This is a genomic window from Nonomuraea sp. NPDC051941, assembly GCF_044593615.1.
Map to the genome: position 1 here is coordinate 21233 of NZ_JBIUCF010000037.1, position 17742 is coordinate 38974.

Consider the following 17742-nt stretch of genomic DNA (forward strand, 5'->3'; position numbering starts at 1 on the left):
CGCGACCGGCTCACGAGGTCTCGGCCACCCCCGCGAGCAGGGACCAGAGCGAGTACGGGGTCAAGGGGACGTCGGTGATCCGGCCGGCGATCTCCGGGAGCGCGGCGGCCACGGCGTTGGCGATGGCGGCCGGAGGGCCGATCGTGCCCGACTCCCCCACCCCCTTCATCCCGCCGGGCGTCAGCGGCGACGGCGTCTCCAGCATCACGACCTCGATGTCCGGCACCTCCCGCGTCGTCGGCAGGAAGTAGTCGGTGATGGGCTGGCCTTCGGGGGTGTAGACGATCTCCTCGGTGAGCGCCTGGCCGATTCCCTGGACCACGCCGCCGCGGATCTGGCCTTCCACGACGGCCGGGTTGACCAGCACCCCGGCGTCGTTGACGACCCAGTAGCGCTCCACCTCGACGGCACCAGTCTCCGGGTCCACGGCCACGGCGGCCGCATGGGCCCCGTAGGCGAACGTGTAGGCGTCGGGGTCGTAGCTGACCCGTTCCTCCAGGCCCGGTTCGACCCCGTCCGGGAGGTCCCAGCCGCGCCACGCGGACGTGGCCAGCTCCCGCAGCGTGAGGGACGCCGCCGGGTCGCCCTTCACCCGCACCACGCCGTCGGCGATCTCCAGGTCGTCGGGGGCCGCCTCCAGGCGGTGCGCGGCCAGGGCCACGAGCTTGCCGCGCAGCCGCTCCGCGGCCCGGGTGAGCGCCCCGCCGCCGACCACGAGCGAGCGGCTGGCGATCGACCCGACCGACGAGTACGGCGTGGCCGCCGTGTCCCCCAGCACCACCCGTACCCGCTCGATCGGCACCCCGACCCGGTCGGCCGCGAGCTGGGCCAGCGCCGTCTCGATGCCCTGCCCTATCGACACCACCCCCGACGACACGACCACGGACGCGTCCTGCTCCATGCGCAGGAACACCGACTCGTAGCCGCCCGCCTGGATGCCGGCGTCCCTGAACTCCTTCGAGGGACCCATGCCGGTGGTCTCCACATGGCAGGAGTAGCCGATGCCGCGCCTGCGCCCGTCGGCCTTCTCGACGAGGTCTTTCTCGACGGGGGCGACCAGGTCGCGCAGGGTACGCAGGGCGTGCGGGTAGTCGCCGGAGTCGTAGCGCTGGTAGACGCGGTTCGTGTACGGCAGTTCGCCGGGCCCCAGCATGTTGCGCAGCCGCAGCTCGACCCGGTCGATCCCCAGCCTGCGGGCCGCCTCGTCGATCAGCCGCTCCCTGGTCAGGCTCCCTTCCGGCTGGCCGAACCCGCGGTAGGAGCCGGTCGGCGTGGTGTTCGTGACGACGCCGCGCACGCGTACCGCCACCCGGTCGAACCGGTACGGCCCCGGCAGCAGGGTGGCCGTCACCGCGAAGGTCGACGCGCCCACGTTCGAGGGGTGCGCGCCGATGTCGCCGACCAGGTCCACGTACATCGCCACGAAGCGCCCGTCCCCGTCGAGCGCCAGCCGCCCCCGGTGCACGGCGGCCCGCGCCGGCAGCGTGGCGACCAACCGGTCGCCCGGCGACTCCGACCAGCTCACCGGCCGGCCCAGGCGCATCGAGGCCAGGCAGATGAGCGCCTCGTCCGGATAGACGTGCTCCTTGCCGCCGAACCCGCCGCCCGTGTCGCGGCTGATGACGCGTACCCGGTCGTGGGAGAGCCCGAACGCCTCCGCCAGGTGCTCGCGCACCTGGTGCGGCGCCTGCGAGGAGGTGTGCACGGTCAGCTCGTCGTCGGCGTACGAGGCCACCACGCCGCGCGGCTCCATGGGGTGCGGCGAGACGCGGCCCATCGTGAACGTCAGCTCCACGACGTGCGCGGCCCCCTCGACGAAGGCGGCGCAGTCCTCGTCGCCCATCGTGAAGTCGGTGAGCACGTTCGTGCCCCACTCCGGATACAGCAGCGGGGCCCCGTCCCGCATCGCCCGCTCCGTCCCGACCACCGCGGGCAGCTCGTCCAGCGAGAGGTCGACGAGCTCGGCGGCGTCCCTGGCGGCCTCGGGGGTGCGGGCGACGACGAGCGCGAGCGGCTGGCCCGCGTACCTGATGGCGTCGTCCAGCACCCGGTAGGACTGCAACCGCTGGCCGGGGGACAGGTGGACGCACGGCAGGCGCAGGTCGGGGGCGTCGCCGGGGGTGATGACGTCGAGCACGCCCTCGACCGCCCAGGCCGCCTTGGCGTCGCAGCCGAGCAGCCGCCCGTGGGCGATGGGGCTGCGGACCACGTACGCGTGGACCGTTCCCGGCAGCCGCACCGCCCCGACGTACCTGCCTCGACCGGTCAGCAACCTGGCGTCTTCCCGCCGCGGCGTCCTGGCGCCGACATAAGGCTCACCCATGGTCCCGATTCTGAGCGCGCCCGCCCCGGCTGTCGATGACCCCACCCCCTCCCGGTGGACCGACGCCGGGTCATACCACCTCGAAGGCCGCCATCATCGCCATGTCCTCGTGTTCGAGGTTGTGGCAGTGCAGCACGTACCGCCCCCGATAGTCGGTGAACCTGGTGACGATCTCGACGGTCTGCGCCTCGCGCAGCTCGACGGTGTCCTTCCACTCGGGCGGCCCCTGCGGTCGCTCCCCGTTCACCGTCAGCACCTGGAAGTGGTCGAGATGCAGGTGCACGGGATGGGCGACGTCGCTGGTCAGCCGCCAGACCTCGATGTCCCCGAGCCTGGGCCTGGCCTCCATGCGCTTGGGGTCGAACGGCTTGCCGTTGATCAGCCACCCCATCCCCCCGCTGCTGAACTCGAAGTCCCGCGTCACCTTCGCCTTCCCGGGATCGAGCACCTCCACCGTGGACAGCCGCTCCGGCACGGACGACTCGTCCCTCTCGTCCCGATCCACGGCGAACCGCATGACCTTCGCCTGCGCGCCCTCCCCCGCCAGGTTCCGCAGCTCGACCTGCTGGCCCACCTTGTACGCGGAGAAGTCGACCACCACGTCGGCCCGCTCGCCGGGAGCCAGCCGGAGCTGCCGCACCGTACGCGGCCGAGCCAGCAGCCCGCCGTCGGAGCCGATCTGGACCAGCGGCCCGCCGGTAGCCAGCTCGTACGTCCGGGCGTTGGAGGCGTTGCACAGCCGCAGCCGGTACCGGGCCCTGGCCACCCGCAGCTCGGGCCACGGCGCCCCGTTCACCAGGATCACGTCCCCGAGCACGCCCCCCATGTACGCCTCCCGCACCCCGGGCCGGCCCTCCAGCGCCGGATACAGCATCGTGCCGTCGGCGGCGAACGACCGGTCGCAGATCAGCAGCGGCAGGTCGCGTTCCCCGGCGGGCAGCGGCAGCGCCTCCTCCTCCGCGTCCCGCACCAGGAACATCCCGGCCAGCCCGCGCCAGACCTGCGGCCCCGTGTAGTCCATGCGATGGTCGTGGTACCAGAGCGTGGCGGCCCGCTGCTCCAGCGGGAACACGTACTCGCGGGACGCCCCCGGCGCCACCAGGTCGGTGGGGAAGCCGTCGGACTCGGGCGGGGTGTGCCCGCCGTGCAGGTGCAGGACGGTCGGCTCGCCGAGCTGGTTGACCAGCTTCACGACGGTCCGTCGCCCGGCGCGCGCCTCGATGGTCGGGCCGGGGAACGTGCCCCCGTACCCCCAGATCCCGGTACGCAGGCCCGGCAGCACCTCCACCTCGACCGCCCGCTCGGTCAGCTCGTAGAAGTCGGCCCCGCCCGCGCTGCGCACCGGCTTGGCCGTCTCCGGGACCGGCAGCGGCACCGCGTACGGCCTGGGCAGCGGCGCCGCGCTCGTCAGGAGCTGCGGCTGCGGGGTGCCGGCGATCAGCGAGCAGCCCGGCACCCCGGCCACCGCTACCGCACCCAGTCCCAGCAGCCGCAGCACGTCGCGTCGCGTGTGGGTCATTGCCGCGCCATGACCCGGTTGAGCTGCTCGACGCCTCCGTGGAACATCAGCACCCCCAAGGGCACGTGCAGGACCTTCAGCCCAGCGACTCCGAGAATCGCCTGCACCACCGTGGCCACCAGGAGGATCACCGCCGGAAGGATGAACTTGGCCTTCCCACCGCCGGGCCAGCGGACAAGGATCGCCGCGACGACATGGACGATCCCTATGACGAGCAGGGCGACGGCCGTAGCCATGTGCAGTGCCCGGCCGCCGGGCGTGGAGAGCAGCAGGCCCGCCGCCACCGCCTGGAACAGCAGTGCGACGGCGTGCAGGGGCGCCACGACCTTGAGCGCCCACATGGGCCAGGTCGCCGGCCGGACGGCAAGGGTCTGTTGCGCGGTCATGATCGATCTCCCGGGAGTGTTCGCGCAGGGAGGGCTTCCCCAGCGGTGATGAAGGTCTCCATGCGTTCCATGGCCGAGGCGGCACCGAACGCGCAGAGCCGTACCAGGTCCTCGTCCGGCCGCGAGCCGCGCCAGGCGGCCACGTCGGCGTCGGTCACCCGGTACGGAGCGAGCGCGGCGAGCAGGGCCAGCCGGGCCCCGGCGCGCTCCCCCGCCGGAACCTCGGCGAGCGGCGCGTCCAGCCAGGCGCCGCCCATGGGCGGGTGCTCCCCGTCCCAGGCCGCCACCGTGTCCGCCACGGCGGCGCGGGCGGCGTCCCCGAGCAGTTCCCCACCGGCGGCTCCGGCCGCCCGCAGCGCGGCGTAGGCGGCACCGACGGCCGTGCCGGCGCCCCAGGCGGGCTCCGGCCGCGCGGGCAGGTCCGCGACCAGGGGCAGGCTCGCGCCCGGTGTCAGCCGCCTGCGCACGGTACGGGCCATCACCCGGCCGCCCACGCTCCTGACCAGGCGCGATTTCTGGAGGTTCGCGGGCAGGAGGTTCTCGGTGAGCAGTGCCGAGGCCATGCGGTTGATGAAGTGGAAGGTCAGCGCCGTGCCGACGTGCTCCGGCCCGATCTGCGCCCCGCCGCGCCGCGACGTGGCCCAGGCCAGCAGCGCGGCGTGCTCGGGGTCGTCGGGCGTGCCGCCGGCGGCGATGGTCTCCGCCAGCCGGTGGTCGCCGGTCGCGTGCAGCAGCGTCGTGTGCGCGGCCACGCAGAACGGGCACCGGTTCGCCATCGACACGCCCAGCGCCACGACCTCCTTCCCGGTCCTGGACGCGGCCCCGGCCAGCAGCGACTCGCGCAGCGTGGCCCAGGTCGCGGCGAGCACGTCCGGCGCGGGCGACAGCGTCAGGAAGACCGCCATGCGCGCCATGCCGAAGTCGTCCGCGAGTTGCGCGTAGACCTGGGCCACCCGGCCGGTCGCCGCCTGCGGCTGCACCGGCGTGACATAACGGAACTGTGTCTCCATAGCCGGACATCGTGGTATTTCTCAGGCCTCGGGGCATCGTGCCGTGGTTGACTCATGCACCTACCGCCCCGGAAGCACCTTCGTGCGGAGTACTTCGCCGGGAGTAGTCCGGAATTACATCCAGGCGGCGAGGATTGTGCCCTGGTCAAGGCTCTAATGTGCAGAGATGACCTTTCTGCGCGGATGGCACCCGCTCGCCGTGGACAGCGCGCTCGCCGCCGTCGTGGCCGTCATGCTGGCCGCCACCGTGCTGGTCACGCCGCAGGCGGGCGCCCTGGACCTGGCCGCCGTCCTGGTCGGCTCGATCTCCCTCGTCGCGTGGCGCCGCGCGCCCCTGGTGCCGCTGGTCGTCGGCACGGTCAGCATGCTCGTCTTCTCCGTGCACGCCCAGCCGGGCCCGCCCGCCGCCTTCCCCGTGCTGATGGCGGTCTTCGCCGCGGTATGGGCCGGACACCTGCTGCTGCCCGCGCTGGCGAGCGCGGTGTTCCTGGGCGTCAGCCTGGCGATCAACCTGGCCACCGCCACCGGGCAGAGTCCCAAGGACATCGTCCAGGGAACGACGCTGCTGCTCGGCTGGTTCCTGGCGTCGGGGGTGACGGCGACGGTCGCCCGGCAGCGGCAGGCGTACCTGGAGCAGGTCGAGCAGCGGGCCGCGGAGGCCGAGCGCACCCGCGAGGAGGTCGCGCGCCGGCGCGCGGGCGAGGAGCGGCTCAGGATCGCCAGGGAGCTGCACGACTCGCTCACGCACAGCATCTCGGTCATCAAGGTGCAGGCGGGCGTGGCCGTGCACCTGGCCCGCAAGCGCGGCGAGGACGTACCCGGGGCGCTGCTGGCCATCCAGGAGGCCAGCGGGGACGCCATGCGCGAGCTGCGCGCCACGCTGGAGGTGCTGCGCGACACCGACGCCCCGGACGGCTCCGGCGCGCAGGACAGCCGGCTCGACCGGCTCGACGACCTGGTGGAGCGGGCCCGCTCGACCGGGCTGGCCGCCACGGTGACGATCTCGGGGGTACGGCACGAGCTGCCGCCCGAGGTCGACCGGGCCGCGTACCGGATCGTCCAGGAGGCGCTCACCAACGTCTCCAGGCACGCGGGCGGGGCGGCGGCGTCCGTATGCGTCGACTTCGGCGGCGACGAGCTGGTCGTGCAGGTGGACGACGACGGCCTGGCGAGCAGGGACGCGCCGCCCGTGCCCGGCGTGGGCCTGCTCGGCATGCGCGAGCGGGTCACGGCGCTCGGCGGCCGGCTGCGGGCCGAGCCCCGCCCGGAGGGCGGCTTCACCGTACGCGCAGAGCTTCCACTGGGGGAACCGACGTGATCCGCGTGCTGCTCGTGGACGACCAGGCACTCATCCGCGGCGGCTTCCGCGCCCTGCTGGAGGCCGAGGACGACATCGAGGTCGTGGCCGAGGCCGCCAACGGCGAGCAGGCCCTCGCCCTCGCCCTCGAACACCTGCCCGACGTGGCGCTCGTCGACGTCCAGATGCCGGTGATGGACGGCATCGAGGCGACCCGGCACATCGCGGCCGACGAGCGGCTGAGCGAGGTCCACGTCGTGATCCTCACCAACTACGGCCTCGACGAGTACGTCTTCAACGCGCTTAGGGCGGGCGCGAGCGGGTTCCTGGTCAAGGACACCGAGCCCGCCGACCTGCTGCAGGGCGTCAGGGTCGCGGCCCGCGGCGACGCGCTGCTGTCCCCCGCCATCACCCGCCGCCTCATCGGCGAGTACGTGGCCCGCCGCCCCGAGCCGGACCCGCAGGGCCTGGAGGTGCTCACCAACCGCGAGCGCGAGGTGACCGCGCTGGTCGCCCGCGGCATGTCCAACGACGAGATCGCCGCGCACATGGTGATCAGCCCGACCACCGCGAAGACGCACGTCAGCAGGGCCATGACCAAGCTGCGGGCACGCGATCGGGCACAGCTCGTGGTCTTCGCGTACGAGTCGGGCCTGGTGACACCGCGTCAGAGCTGATGGCGTGATGAAATGAGGCGTGAACATCATTTCGCGCGGTTTCCGCGGACGGCACCGGCCGGACGGCGACCGGGTGCCGCCGGGGCAGTACCTCGTCGACGACTTCCCCGTGCTGTCGGCCGGGCCGACGCCGCGGGTGCCGCTGGACCGGTGGGAGTTCGCCATCGACACCGAGGCGGAGCAGACCCACCGCTGGTCGTGGCAGGAGTTCATGGCGCTGCCCAGTGAGACTCCCACGGTCGACATCCACTGCGTGACCAAGTGGACCAAGCTGGACACCACCTGGGAGGGCGTCTCGCTCGACGTGCTCTTCGAGGACGTCGAGACCGCCGCCGAATACGCGCTCATCTACTCGTACGGCGGCTACACCACGAACCTCCCGCTCGAGGACCTCCTCGACGGCAAGGCGTGGATCGTGCACCGCTTCGACGGCGAGGAGCTGGAGCCGCGGCACGGCGGCCCGGCCCGGCTGATCGTGCCGCACCTGTACTTCTGGAAGTCGGCCAAGTGGGTACGCGGCATCCGGCTGCTGAACGAGGACTGGCCCGGCTTCTGGGAGACCGCCGGCTACCACAACTACGGCGACCCGTGGCGCGAGCAGCGCTACGAGGGCGACTGAGGTGCGCCGCCTGGCCTGGCGGGCGGCCGAGCTCGCCGAGATCGTCACCGAGACCGCGACCGCGCGCACGCTGCGGTTCCGGGTGCCCGAATGGCCGGGGCACCTGGCGGGGCAGCACGTGGACGTGCGGCTGACGGCCGAGGACGGCTACACCGCGCAGCGCAGCTACTCGCTGGCCGGCCCCGCCGACGGCGACCTCGTCGATCTGACCGTGGAGACCGCGCCGGACGGCGAGGTGTCGCCGTACCTGACCGAGGTCATCGAGGTCGGCGACCAGGTCGAGCTGCGCGGCCCGGTGGGCGGCTGGTTCGTCTGGCGGCCGGAGAGCAAGGCGCCGGTCGTGCTGGTGGCCGGCGGGTCGGGGATCGTGCCGCTGATGGCGATGATCAGGGCGCGCAGGCAGGCGGGCAGCCGGGTGCCGTTCCGCCTGCTCTACTCGCTGCGCGACCCGGACCGCCGCTACTACGCCGAGGAGCTGCGCCGCTCCGACCCGGGGCTCGACATCTCCTACCTCTACACCAGGTCCGCGCCGTCCGGCGTGTCCCGCCCGGCGGGGCGGATCATGCTGGACGACCTGGCCGAGGGCGGCTGGCCCGCGACCTTCGAGCCCGACTGCTACGTGTGCGGGCCGACGGGGTTCGTGGAGGCGGCGGCCGACCTGCTGCTCGCGCTGGGGCACGCGCCCGAGCGCATCCGTACCGAACGCTTCGGATAGGGGGAGCTCACATGACCGCAGAACACCTCGACGGCAACGCGCTGGCGGGCCCGCTCGGAGAGATCTTCGCCGTGGACGTCACCGCCGCCACCGGCCGCTGCGCGAGCTGCGGCCTCGCGGGCCCGGTCGCCTCGCTCCGCGTGTACGGCCCCGACCCCGGGCTGGTGGCCCGGTGTCCCGGCTGCGAGGAGGTGATCCTCCGGCTGGTACGCGGCCCGGGCACGGCCTGGCTCGACCTGCGCGGCACGGTTTCACTGCGCGTTAACCTGCCCGACTGACGACGTTGGGGACAGATCGTTCCTCATGAAGGTGCCCGACTGAGTACACTCGGGCAGGTTCAACCGGCCGAGATCTGTACGGCGAGGCTCTTGGCCATGGGCGGCGACCCGCGGCCCCGTCCCTCTGGAGTCACGTGAGCAGCGGGCTAGTCGACGCGCCCCCGTCCGAACCGAGCGCGCCACCCCGGCGGCGCCGCCGCTGGCTGCGCTGGACGATCGCGGTCACCGTGACCGTGGTCCTCCTGGTCGCGGGCGTGGCCGTCGGCGTCTACGCGAAGCTGACCGGCAACGTCAAGCACATCGACGTCACCGCCGACGACCTCGGCGCCACCCGGCCGCCCAAGGTCGCGGGCACCGCCATGAACGTCCTGGTCGTCGGATCGGACCAGCGCGACGGCAAGAACGCCAAGTACGGTCACCACATCGCGGGTGAGCGCACCGACACGATCATGCTCGTGCACGTGTCGTCCAAGCGCGACAACGCGATGGTCGTCAGCTTCCCGCGCGACTCGCTCGTCCAGCTCCCCGCCTGCCGCGCCACCGGCGGCCTGCCCGGCCAGCGGCCGCACCTGGGCATGATCAACGAGTCGTTCAACTCCGGCGGCATCGCCTGCACCTGGAAGACGATCGAGACGCTCACCCACATCCGCATCGACCACTTCGTGAAGGTCGACTTCACCGGCTTCAAGAGCATGGTCAACGCCATCGGCGGCGTCGAGATCTGCCTGCCCGAGCCGGTGAACGACAAGAAGGCCCTGCTCCACCTGCCCGCCGGGCGGCAGACGCTCACCGGCGAGCAGGCGCTCGGCTACGTACGCGCCCGCTACAGCATGGGCGACGGCTCGGACATCGGGCGCATCCAGCGGCAGCAGATGTTCATCGCGTCGATGGTCAAGAAGGTCATGAGCGGCGAGACGCTCACCGACCCCGCCAAGCTGCTGGGCATCCTCGACGCCGGCACCAAGGCGGTGACCACCGACCGCGGCCTGAACTTCGGCGTCATGAAGGACCTCGCGACCAGCCTCCAGGGCCTGAACGCCGGCCAGATCCGCTTCATCACCACCCCCTGGCACTACTCGCTCACCCAGCCCGGCCGGGTCGAGTGGGTGCAGCCACAGGCCGGCCACCTGTTCCAGATCGTGGCCAAGGACCAGAGCGTCCAGGGCGTCAAGGGCGGCCAGGCCAAGGTGGGCCGTACCAAGATCCAGATCGAGCTCCGCAACGGCACCTGGCGCAGCGGCCTCGGCACCCAGGTGGCCGCCGCCCTGGAACAGCGCGGCTACCACATCACCAAGATCGGCGACTCGGCCCGCAAGCCGCAGGCCAAGACCACCCTCCTGTACGGGCCCAACGGCGAGACCCGCGTCCCCACCCTCACCAACGACCTCCAGAACTCCACGCTGCGGAAGGTGGCGGGGGCGCAGACGAACCGGCTGGTGCTGGTGATCGGCTCGGACTGGACGGGGCTGAAGCCGTTGCGCGCGGACGACACGGAGTCGATCAAGGGCTTCGACGCCACCCACGACACCTGCGCCACCTGACGCCCGGCACACCGCCGCACGAGAGCGCCGAGCCCCACCGCACCACGTCCCGCCGACGCGGCGCGCGGAGAGACCAGGGCCGCCGAACCGCCGTCGGCAAGCGCGCATTCGCCGACCTCGGCCGACACCCTCCGGCGCCGGGTCGGCGGGACGGTGGGCGGCGGCGCAATGCGCACGACGGCACCCGGGCGGCGATCAGCGCTGCGGGTGGGGCGTGTGGCGGGGCCGGGAGCGGGGGCGGTTCGCGGGTGGCCGGGTGTGTGGTGGGGGTCAGAGGGCGTCGGAGAGGCCGCCGCCGTCGATGGCGGTGAAGCCGGCGTCCTCGATCAGCGGCACCACCGCCTTCTTGGCCGCCTCGTCGTCCCCCCAGTAAGGCATGTCGGCCCGCGACCCGCCCCGTTGCCCCACCGTCCCCAGCGTCAGCAGTTCCTTCGAGTACTTCGTGTTGAACGTCCGCACCAGCCGCACCTCCGCCCCGAGCACGTGCTGCTGGTACTGCGGGCTGGTGAGCCCGCCGGGGACGGCGACCACCACGGACAGGCCGTCCCGTTCGGCGATCGGGTTGCTGGGGTCGACGACGATCTTGCCGGAGAGCGCGCCGTCGAGCTCCGCCGACACGGCGCGGAACGCCTCCCACCCCACCGCCAGCACGACGACCTCGCCGAACCGCGCGGCCTCGCTCGGCGTGCCGCCTTGGGCCTGCCCGCCGGTCGCCGCCGTGGCCGCCTCCACGCGGCCTGGATCGGCGTCGCTGAAGAACACCTCGTGTCCGCCCGTCGACAGCAGGCGGCCAAGAGGCACGCCGAGTCTTCCAGAACCCACGATTGACACACGCATGTCTTGATCACCTCGTCACCGAAAGGAACCCACCAGACCCCGCCGGTGACATTCCTCCCCAGGTCAGAGGCTTGCTACGCGATGAGCGACGAGAGAGCGGCGAGGGAATCGACGACCTGCCGGGCATCGGGCGTGGCGGCCGGGTCGAGCAGCCACTGCAGCAGCAGCCCGTCGGTGATGGCCACCAGCACCGACACGAGCACCTCGGGCGCCACCGGCAGCTCGATGTCGAACTGGGCGACGGCCCGGCGCACCATGTCGGCGCCCGCACGGCGGCAGCGGGCGTACGACTCGGCCAGCCGTTCCCGCAGCACGCTCTCGCGCAGCGCCGCCGGGTAGCCCTCGACGAAGACCACGAGCTGCGGCCGCAGCTCCTCGAACCTGTCGACCAGCTCCGTCATGGCGCGCTCCAGCATCTCCCGCGCGCTGCCCGGCTCCGAGCTGAACATCGCCCGCTCGACCTGGGCGATCCACTGGTCGAAGAACTCGGCGAGGGCCTCGTTCAGCAGCGCGTCCTTGCCGCCGAAGTGGTAGCCGATGGAGGCCAGGTTGGTGCCTGAGGCGGCTACCAGGTCCCGGGCCGTCGTACGGGCATAGCCCTTCTCCTGCAGGCAGCTCACCGCTCCCGCCAGCAGTCTCTCCCGGTATCCACCGGCCTCTGTTCGTGCCACGTGATCCATGCTACAGATATATACAAGCGTCTATGACGGACGTACGTATACAAGGAAAGGTCGGAAATGATTCCTCCAGGGCCGAGACTTCCCTCGGCGGTGCAGACGGCATGGTTCATCCGGGACGCGCCCGGCATGCTCACCAGGCTCCGGCGCAAGTACGGGCCGATCTTCACGGTCCGCTTCACCGGCCTCCCGCCGGAGGTCTACGTGACCACCGGGGAGCTGGCCGAGCAGGTCTTCCGGACCGACCACGGCGGCGGGCGCGCGGGCGAGGCGAGGCGCGAGTTCCTCGCGCACATGGTGGGCGAGCACTCCGTCCTCACGCTCGACGGCGACCCGTGGTGGCGCCACCGCAAGCTGCTCAACCCGCCGCTGCGCGCCAAGCAGGTCGCCGGCTACCGCGACGACATCGCGGCCATAGCGGCGGAGCGGATCGCGACCTGGCCGCTGGGCAGGCCGTTCGCGCTGCGCGACCGCATGCAGGACATCACGCTGGAGATCATCATCCGGTTGATCTTCGGCATCCGGGACTCCGGGCGCGTCAGCCGGCTCCGCGCGCTGCTGCCCCACCTGATCGAGACCGGCGGGTCCCCGCTGATCCCCATGCTCCCGGAGAGGTTCCGCAGGATCCCGTTCGGGCCCTACCCCCGGTTCGTACGGGTGAGCGCCGAGGTGGACGCGATCCTGTTCGACGAGATCCGCCGCCGCCGGGCCGCGCCAGGAGGCACCGACGTGCTCGGCCGCCTGCTGGACACCGAGCTGGGCGACCATGAGATCCGCGACGAACTGATCACCATGCTCCTCGCCGGGCACGAGACCACCGCCACCGGCCTCGCCTGGGCCTTCGAACGGCTCCTGCGCATGCCCGAGATCCTCGACCGGCTCCCCGACGACGAGACCTACCTCGACGCGGTGGTCAAGGAGGTGCTGCGGGTCAGGCCGGTCGTCTACGAGGCGCCGAGAATGCTCGACGCCCCGCTACGGCTCGGCGAGTACGAGATCCCCGCCGGATGGTACGCCGGACCGTTCATCCCGCTCGTGCACCACGACCCCGCCGCCTTCCCCGAACCCGACGAGTTCCGCCCGGAGCGCTTCCTCGACGGACCCCAGAGCAGGGCCTGGATGCCGTTCGGCGGCGGGCGGCGCTTCTGCGTCGGCGCGCAGCTGGCGCTGCTGGAGATGCGCGTCATCATCCGCGAGGTACTGCACCGCCTGGAGCTCACGGCGCCCGATCAGGCACCGGAGGCCAGGCGGCTGAAGAACGTCACGCTCGCACCCGCGAACCTGACCCGCGTCACTGCGCGCGCTCGGACTCCTGCTCGGACGCCGTAGGCGGATAGATCTCCTCGCTACGCGCATCGGCTCCCAACTCCTCGCGAAGCCGGTCATAGTCGATGCTGTGGTTGGTGTACTTCAGCTGGCGAGCGACCTTCGTCTGCTTCGCCTTGGCTCTTCCTCGGCCCATGGCTACTCCCTAGTCCCCGCTGTCATGCTATCCAACAACGTTACGACTTGAAGAATTATGCAACTGCGCTGGATTAGTCTGGGCTATATGCACGTGGAGGTCCACCAGGCCAAGGCCGACTTCTTCAGAACGCTCGGCCACCCCGCTCGCATCCGAGTGTTGGAGCTACTCCAGGAAGGGCCGCTTCCCGTCCGGGATCTGCTGGCCCAGATCGACATCGAGGCCTCGAGCCTCTCCCAGCAGCTCGCCGTCCTGCGCAGAGCGGGGATCGTGAGCGCGATTCGCGAGGGCAGCACCGTCGTCTACACGCTGGCCACACCCGAGCTGGCCGACCTGCTCGGGGCTGCCCGCAGGATTCTCACCGACATGCTCGCCGACCAGGGCGAGCTGCTCGCGGAGCTGCGAGCGGAGGTCACTTAGCCGGCGCCTGCCGCACGCGCTTGGGGTACCAGGCCGTGAAGACGGCGGGCAGAACGAATGTGAGCACCTTGATGGCGATGACGAGCGTCGTCGCGTGAGGTGAGACGGAAAGCACGAGCGTCAGGGAGGCCGCGGCGACGGTGAAGGCCGCCGCCCAGACCGTGGTGATCAACGCGTTGACGCGGTAGAACCGTGGGGTCTCCCAGACCTCCTTCGGCGCCATCGTGCGCGCGATGCCGAGCGTGAAGGGCCTGCGGATCGCCAGCGAGCCCCAGGCGGTGCCCGCCAGCCAGACGTTGACCAGCGCGGGGCCGTACGGAGTGAGCGGCGAGTGCGGGGCCACCAGCGACAGCGCCGTGAGGCAGGCGAAGAACACCGCCGCGCTGCTCTCGATCACCATCTCGTCCCAGGCCTTGCCCGCCCTGCGGTCGATGACGACGAGGCCGAGGGCGATGACGAGCCCGGTGATGGCGCCCCAGCGCCACTCGTCGCTGGTCGCGATGACCGCGTAGACGATCCAGGGCAGGAAACCGAGCAGGCCGCGCATGGTGGGGTGTCCTTCCATATTCCTAAAGTGACATGTCGAAGCTAGAACCTCCTGTGCTGATATGTCAATATAGGAATATGAGCCTTCGACACGCCGTGCTGGGACTGCTCTCCGAGGGGCCCGCGAGCGGATACGACCTGATGAAGATGTTCGACATCTCGTTGTCGAACGTGTGGCCCGCCACACAGAGCCAGCTCTACGCGGAGCTGGGCAAACTGGCCGACGCGGGTCTCGTGGACGTGTCGGCCGAGGGCCCGCGCGGCCGCAAGGAGTACGCGGTCACCGAGGCGGGCCTGGCCGAGCTGCGCCACTGGATCACCGAGGTCGAGCCGACCCGGGTCCTGCGCAGCGACATGCTGCTCCGCGTGTTCTTCCTGGCCCAGGTCGCGCCCGAGCAGGCCCGCGGATACCTCCGCCACCAGGCCGAACACGTCCGCAAGCACGTGGAGCACCTGGAGGGCCTGCGCGAGTTCCTCGAGAACCGCGAGGACAACCTCTCGGCGTACGGCCGGATCAGCCTCGAATACGGCCTGCGGCTGGGCAAGGCCCAGCAGGAGTGGGCCGAATGGGCCGAAGGTCAGATCCGTTAGGCTCTGGCGCATGGTCTCCGAGCTGTTCGATCCCAAGGCGTGGCAGGCGGTCGAGGGATTCGACTTCACCGACATCACCTACCACCGGGCAGTCGACCAGGGCACGGTGCGGATCGCGTTCAACCGCCCCGAGGTGCGCAACGCGTTCCGCCCCCAGACCGTGGACGAGCTCTACCGCGCGCTCGACCACGCCAGGCAGACCACCGACGTCGGCTGCGTGCTGCTCACCGGCAACGGCCCTTCGCCCAAGGACGGCGGGTGGGCCTTCTGCTCCGGCGGCGACCAGCGCATCAGGGGCAAGGACGGCTACCAGTACGCCGACGGCTCGGCGGCCACCGGGCGGCTGCACATCCTGGAGGTGCAGCGGCTCATCCGGTTCATGCCCAAGATCGTGATCTGCGTGGTGCCCGGCTGGGCCGCGGGCGGCGGCCACAGCCTGCACGTCGTGGCGGATCTCACCCTGGCCAGCGCCGAGCACGCCCGCTTCAAGCAGACCGACGCCGACGTGGCCAGCTTCGACGGCGGCTTCGGCTCGGCCTACCTCGCGCGACAGGTCGGGCAGAAGTTCGCCCGCGAGATCTTCTTCCTCGGCGACACCTACACGGCGGCCGACGCGCACCGCATGGGCATGGTCAACGCCGTCGTCCCGCACGAGGAGCTGGAGCGCACCGCCCTGGAGTGGGGCCGCAAGATCAACGGCAAGTCGCCGACGGCGCAGCGCATGCTCAAGTTCGCCTTCAACGCGATCGACGACGGGCTCGTCGGGCAGCAGGTGTTCGCCGGTGAGGCGACGCGGCTGGCGTACATGACGGAGGAGGCCGCCGAGGGGCGCGACTCCTTCCTGCAGAAGCGCGAGCCCGACTGGTCGCCGTACCCCTGGCACTTCTGAACCGCCGTCCCCGGGCAGACTGGGGGGCATGAGGATCAAGGTGCCGGCGGCATTGACCGAATCTCACGTGAAATGGGACGGGGAGGCCGGTCGCGCCTGGTCCGCGGGGCTGCCCGCGCTGGCCGAGCGTTACCTGGAGGAGTGGGCGCTGCGGCTGGACGGGGAGTCCAGGCACGGGGTGGTGTCCCTCGTGCTGCCCGTCGTACGCGAGGACGGCACGAAGGCGGCGCTCAAGCTCCAGCCCGTCAACGACGAGAACGCCACCGAGGCCCCCGGTCTGCGCACCTGGGCCGGTGACGCGTCGGTGCTGCTGCTCGACTCCGACCCCGGGACCGGCACCCTGCTGCTCGAACGGCTGGAGGCCGACCGCTCCCTGTCCGGCATGCCGGACGACATGAAGGCCCTGGGCATCCTCGCGGACCTCCTGGCCCGCCTGGTGTCCTACCGGGCGCCCGAGGGGATGCGCCGGTTGGGCGACATCGCGCGAGCCATGCTGGACGACGTGGACAGGGCCGTGGCGAAGCTGCCGCGCGAGAGCGACCGCCACTGGATCCGCTACTGCGCGGGCGCCGTCGGCGAGCTCGTCCCCGAGCCGGGCGACCGGCTGCTGCACTGGGACCTGCACTACGACAACGTGCTGGCCGCCGACCGGGAGCCGTGGCTGAGCATCGACCCCAAGCCGCTGGCGGGCGACCCGGGGTTCGACCTGCTGCCCGCCCTGCACAACCGCTGGGACGACGTGGTCGCGACCGGCGACGTGCGGCGGGCCGTGCTGCGCCGCTTCGACCTCATGGTGGACCGGCTCGGCCTCGACCCCCGGCGGGCGGCCGGGTGGACGCTCGGCCGGGTGCTGCAGAACGCGCTGTGGGACGTCAAGGACGGGGAGACCGAGCTCAACGAGATCGGCCTCGCCGTCGCCGAGGCCGTACGTCAGCGGATCTGAAGGACGATCTTGCCCTGGCCGTGGCCGGTCTCGATCTCCCGGTGCGCCTCCGCCGCGTCCTCCAGCGGGTACGTCCTGCGTACCGGGAACGTGAAGGCGCCCTCGGCGTACAGGCGGGCGTAGCGCCCGAGCCGCTCGGCGGAGCGCTGCCCCTGCACCACCCGGACGCCCAGCTCGGCCGCCTTGCCGTGCTCGACCAGCGTGACGATCCGGGCGCGGTCCTTGACCAGCTCGATCGAGACCTCCAGCGCGTGACCTCCGGCCCCGTCGAGCGCGGCGTCCACACCGTCCGGGGCGAGCGCGCGTACCCGGTCGGCGAGCCCTTCGCCGTAGACCACCGGGATGGCGCCGAGATCGCGCAGGTAGTCGTGGTTGGCCTCGCGGGCCGTGCCGATCACCGTGGCCCCGCGCCGCCGGGCGATCTGCACGGCGGCCGTGCCCACGGACCCGGCCGCGCCGTGTACGAGCAGCGTCTCGCCCTCCGCGAGGCCGAGCCCGTCGATCGCCAGCTCGGCGGTCTGCACACCCGAGGTCAGCCCGCCGGCCACCTCCCACGGCACCCCCGCCGGCTTGGGCGCCACGTCCGTCCCCGGCACCACGATGTACTCGGCATAGGCGTACAGCGCCGAGAACCCGAGCACCTCGTCCCCCGCGGACACCCCGGTCACCCCGTCGCCCACCTGGTCCACCACTCCCGCGAACTCGTTGCCCGGAATGCGCGGGAAGGGCGTGGGTCCCATGTACGGCGGCAACCACCCCGCCCGTACGGCCGTGTCGAACGGCTGCACGCCGGCCGCGCGCACCCGCACCCTGACCTGGCCGGGACCCGCCTGCGGCACGGGCAGCTCCATCACCTTCAGGACCTCCGGGCCGCCGGGTTCGGCGAAGGCCGCGGCTCTCATCACGTCAGTCATGAGCCCAACCCTGCAACCTCAACCTAAGTGGAGGTCAAGCCGGGAAAAGTCACCAGACTTTCGGGAACTTTCCGCTTTAGTCGTGCTTTATCTGTATA

The 17742-nt window shown here is 71.7% G+C and carries 20 protein-coding genes; 11 read left to right on the forward strand and 9 right to left on the reverse strand.

The features are described 5' to 3' along the window. Nucleotides 1–10 precede the first annotated feature (10 nt). The 4 genes from ACIHFD_RS45035 to ACIHFD_RS45050 form a co-directional block, all read right to left on the reverse strand. Nucleotides 11–2323, reverse strand: coding sequence for a xanthine dehydrogenase family protein molybdopterin-binding subunit (locus tag ACIHFD_RS45035; RefSeq protein ID WP_397372153.1), 2313 nt, complete (start codon nucleotides 2321–2323; stop codon nucleotides 11–13). 70 nt (nucleotides 2324–2393) lie between these two features. Continuing rightward, the gene (locus tag ACIHFD_RS45040; RefSeq protein ID WP_397372154.1) at nucleotides 2394–3842 is read right to left on the reverse strand and encodes a multicopper oxidase family protein; all 1449 of its coding nucleotides are present in this window, start codon (nucleotides 3840–3842) and stop codon (nucleotides 2394–2396) included. Further along, complete coding sequence (locus ACIHFD_RS45045) at nucleotides 3839–4228, reverse strand: hypothetical protein (RefSeq protein WP_225963822.1); 390 nt, start codon at nucleotides 4226–4228, stop codon at nucleotides 3839–3841. Before ACIHFD_RS45045 ends, ACIHFD_RS45040 begins: the two co-directional genes overlap by 4 nt. Next, nucleotides 4225–5238 (reverse strand): carboxymuconolactone decarboxylase family protein, encoded by a 1014-nt coding sequence (locus tag ACIHFD_RS45050; RefSeq protein WP_397372155.1) that lies wholly within the window; start codon nucleotides 5236–5238, stop codon nucleotides 4225–4227. Before ACIHFD_RS45050 ends, ACIHFD_RS45045 begins: the two co-directional genes overlap by 4 nt. A 166-nt stretch (nucleotides 5239–5404) precedes the next feature. Between ACIHFD_RS45050 and ACIHFD_RS45055 the strand changes: the two genes are divergently transcribed. The 6 genes from ACIHFD_RS45055 to ACIHFD_RS45080 all read left to right on the forward strand — a co-directional run bounded on the left by ACIHFD_RS45055 (nucleotide 5405) and on the right by ACIHFD_RS45080 (nucleotide 10365). Further along, nucleotides 5405–6556, forward strand: coding sequence for a sensor histidine kinase (locus ACIHFD_RS45055; RefSeq protein WP_397372156.1), 1152 nt, complete (start codon nucleotides 5405–5407; stop codon nucleotides 6554–6556). Next, nucleotides 6553–7212, forward strand: a complete 660-nt coding sequence (locus ACIHFD_RS45060) for a response regulator (protein ID WP_397372157.1) — start codon at nucleotides 6553–6555, stop codon at nucleotides 7210–7212. Before ACIHFD_RS45055 ends, ACIHFD_RS45060 begins: the two co-directional genes overlap by 4 nt. A gap of 19 nt (nucleotides 7213–7231) precedes the next feature. After that, entirely contained in the window at nucleotides 7232–7831 is a 600-nt protein-coding gene (locus tag ACIHFD_RS45065; RefSeq protein ID WP_350723995.1) for a sulfite oxidase-like oxidoreductase, read from the forward strand. 1 nt (nucleotide 7832) lies between these two features. Further along, nucleotides 7833–8546 carry a ferredoxin reductase gene (locus ACIHFD_RS45070; RefSeq protein ID WP_397372158.1) on the forward strand — a complete coding sequence of 238 codons (714 nt, stop codon included), beginning with the start codon at nucleotides 7833–7835 and terminating at the stop codon, nucleotides 8544–8546. A gap of 11 nt (nucleotides 8547–8557) precedes the next feature. Further along, entirely contained in the window at nucleotides 8558–8824 is a 267-nt protein-coding gene (locus tag ACIHFD_RS45075; protein ID WP_185069447.1) for a DUF6510 family protein, read from the forward strand. A 134-nt stretch (nucleotides 8825–8958) separates the two neighbouring features. Further along, nucleotides 8959–10365 (forward strand): LCP family protein, encoded by a 1407-nt coding sequence (locus ACIHFD_RS45080; RefSeq protein WP_350723999.1) that lies wholly within the window; start codon nucleotides 8959–8961, stop codon nucleotides 10363–10365. A gap of 270 nt (nucleotides 10366–10635) precedes the next feature. On the opposite strand, the gene ACIHFD_RS45085 is transcribed toward ACIHFD_RS45080, so the two are convergent. Both ACIHFD_RS45085 and ACIHFD_RS45090 read right to left on the reverse strand, forming a co-directional pair. Then, a complete protein-coding gene (locus ACIHFD_RS45085; protein ID WP_397372159.1) occupies nucleotides 10636–11202 on the reverse strand; it encodes an NADPH-dependent F420 reductase in 567 nt (188 codons plus the stop codon). A 74-nt stretch (nucleotides 11203–11276) separates the two neighbouring features. Then, entirely contained in the window at nucleotides 11277–11873 is a 597-nt protein-coding gene (locus ACIHFD_RS45090; RefSeq protein WP_397372160.1) for a TetR/AcrR family transcriptional regulator, read from the reverse strand. Between the two features lie 66 nt (nucleotides 11874–11939). On the opposite strand from ACIHFD_RS45090, the gene ACIHFD_RS45095 reads away from it, so the two are divergent. Further along, on the forward strand, nucleotides 11940–13208 hold the full coding sequence (locus ACIHFD_RS45095; RefSeq protein ID WP_397372161.1) for a cytochrome P450: 1269 nt from the start codon (nucleotides 11940–11942) through the stop codon (nucleotides 13206–13208). On the opposite strand, the gene ACIHFD_RS45100 is transcribed toward ACIHFD_RS45095, so the two are convergent. After that, nucleotides 13171–13341, reverse strand: coding sequence for a DUF3073 family protein (locus ACIHFD_RS45100; RefSeq protein ID WP_350724005.1), 171 nt, complete (start codon nucleotides 13339–13341; stop codon nucleotides 13171–13173). The two genes, ACIHFD_RS45095 and ACIHFD_RS45100, sit on opposite strands and share 38 nt — an antisense overlap. An 87-nt stretch (nucleotides 13342–13428) precedes the next feature. On the opposite strand from ACIHFD_RS45100, the gene ACIHFD_RS45105 reads away from it, so the two are divergent. After that, on the forward strand, nucleotides 13429–13761 hold the full coding sequence (locus ACIHFD_RS45105; RefSeq protein WP_090938046.1) for a helix-turn-helix transcriptional regulator: 333 nt from the start codon (nucleotides 13429–13431) through the stop codon (nucleotides 13759–13761). On the opposite strand, the gene ACIHFD_RS45110 is transcribed toward ACIHFD_RS45105, so the two are convergent. Continuing rightward, complete coding sequence (locus ACIHFD_RS45110) at nucleotides 13754–14326, reverse strand: hypothetical protein (protein ID WP_397372162.1); 573 nt, start codon at nucleotides 14324–14326, stop codon at nucleotides 13754–13756. The two genes, ACIHFD_RS45105 and ACIHFD_RS45110, sit on opposite strands and share 8 nt — an antisense overlap. Before the next feature lie 59 nt (nucleotides 14327–14385). On the opposite strand from ACIHFD_RS45110, the gene ACIHFD_RS45115 reads away from it, so the two are divergent. From ACIHFD_RS45115 to ACIHFD_RS45125, 3 genes are read left to right on the forward strand one after another with little or no spacing between them, the layout of a single operon-like run. Next, entirely contained in the window at nucleotides 14386–14898 is a 513-nt protein-coding gene (locus ACIHFD_RS45115; RefSeq protein ID WP_350724009.1) for a PadR family transcriptional regulator, read from the forward strand. A gap of 10 nt (nucleotides 14899–14908) precedes the next feature. Continuing rightward, nucleotides 14909–15787 carry a 1,4-dihydroxy-2-naphthoyl-CoA synthase gene (locus ACIHFD_RS45120; protein WP_355193061.1) on the forward strand — a complete coding sequence of 293 codons (879 nt, stop codon included), beginning with the start codon at nucleotides 14909–14911 and terminating at the stop codon, nucleotides 15785–15787. A 28-nt stretch (nucleotides 15788–15815) separates the two neighbouring features. Further along, nucleotides 15816–16730 (forward strand): aminoglycoside phosphotransferase family protein, encoded by a 915-nt coding sequence (locus ACIHFD_RS45125; RefSeq protein WP_397372163.1) that lies wholly within the window; start codon nucleotides 15816–15818, stop codon nucleotides 16728–16730. On the opposite strand, the gene ACIHFD_RS45130 is transcribed toward ACIHFD_RS45125, so the two are convergent. Next, entirely contained in the window at nucleotides 16718–17632 is a 915-nt protein-coding gene (locus ACIHFD_RS45130; protein ID WP_397372225.1) for an NADP-dependent oxidoreductase, read from the reverse strand. The genes ACIHFD_RS45125 and ACIHFD_RS45130 overlap by 13 nt on opposite strands. Nucleotides 17633–17742 lie beyond the last annotated feature (110 nt).

What these genes read in the sequence shown, in the direction of transcription:
- ACIHFD_RS45100 (WP_350724005.1), bottom strand. Translation starts at nt 13,341, where the DNA reads ATGGGCCGAGGAAGAGCCAAGGCGAAGCAGACGAAGGTCGCTCGCCAG.
- ACIHFD_RS45110 (WP_397372162.1), bottom strand. Translation starts at nt 14,326, where the DNA reads ATGGAAGGACACCCCACCATGCGCGGCCTGCTCGGTTTCCTGCCCTGG.
- ACIHFD_RS45040 (WP_397372154.1), bottom strand. Translation starts at nt 3,842, where the DNA reads ATGACCCACACGCGACGCGACGTGCTGCGGCTGCTGGGACTGGGTGCG.
- ACIHFD_RS45125 (WP_397372163.1), top strand. Translation starts at nt 15,816, where the DNA reads ATGAGGATCAAGGTGCCGGCGGCATTGACCGAATCTCACGTGAAATGG.
- ACIHFD_RS45120 (WP_355193061.1), top strand. Translation starts at nt 14,909, where the DNA reads ATGGTCTCCGAGCTGTTCGATCCCAAGGCGTGGCAGGCGGTCGAGGGA.
- ACIHFD_RS45075 (WP_185069447.1), top strand. Translation starts at nt 8,558, where the DNA reads ATGACCGCAGAACACCTCGACGGCAACGCGCTGGCGGGCCCGCTCGGA.
- ACIHFD_RS45130 (WP_397372225.1), bottom strand. Translation starts at nt 17,632, where the DNA reads ATGAGAGCCGCGGCCTTCGCCGAACCCGGCGGCCCGGAGGTCCTGAAG.
- ACIHFD_RS45095 (WP_397372161.1), top strand. Translation starts at nt 11,940, where the DNA reads ATGATTCCTCCAGGGCCGAGACTTCCCTCGGCGGTGCAGACGGCATGG.
- ACIHFD_RS45115 (WP_350724009.1), top strand. Translation starts at nt 14,386, where the DNA reads ATGAGCCTTCGACACGCCGTGCTGGGACTGCTCTCCGAGGGGCCCGCG.
- ACIHFD_RS45045 (WP_225963822.1), bottom strand. Translation starts at nt 4,228, where the DNA reads ATGACCGCGCAACAGACCCTTGCCGTCCGGCCGGCGACCTGGCCCATG.
- ACIHFD_RS45050 (WP_397372155.1), bottom strand. Translation starts at nt 5,238, where the DNA reads ATGGAGACACAGTTCCGTTATGTCACGCCGGTGCAGCCGCAGGCGGCG.
- ACIHFD_RS45055 (WP_397372156.1), top strand. Translation starts at nt 5,405, where the DNA reads ATGACCTTTCTGCGCGGATGGCACCCGCTCGCCGTGGACAGCGCGCTC.
- ACIHFD_RS45085 (WP_397372159.1), bottom strand. Translation starts at nt 11,202, where the DNA reads ATGCGTGTGTCAATCGTGGGTTCTGGAAGACTCGGCGTGCCTCTTGGC.
- ACIHFD_RS45105 (WP_090938046.1), top strand. Translation starts at nt 13,429, where the DNA reads ATGCACGTGGAGGTCCACCAGGCCAAGGCCGACTTCTTCAGAACGCTC.
- ACIHFD_RS45035 (WP_397372153.1), bottom strand. Translation starts at nt 2,323, where the DNA reads ATGGGTGAGCCTTATGTCGGCGCCAGGACGCCGCGGCGGGAAGACGCC.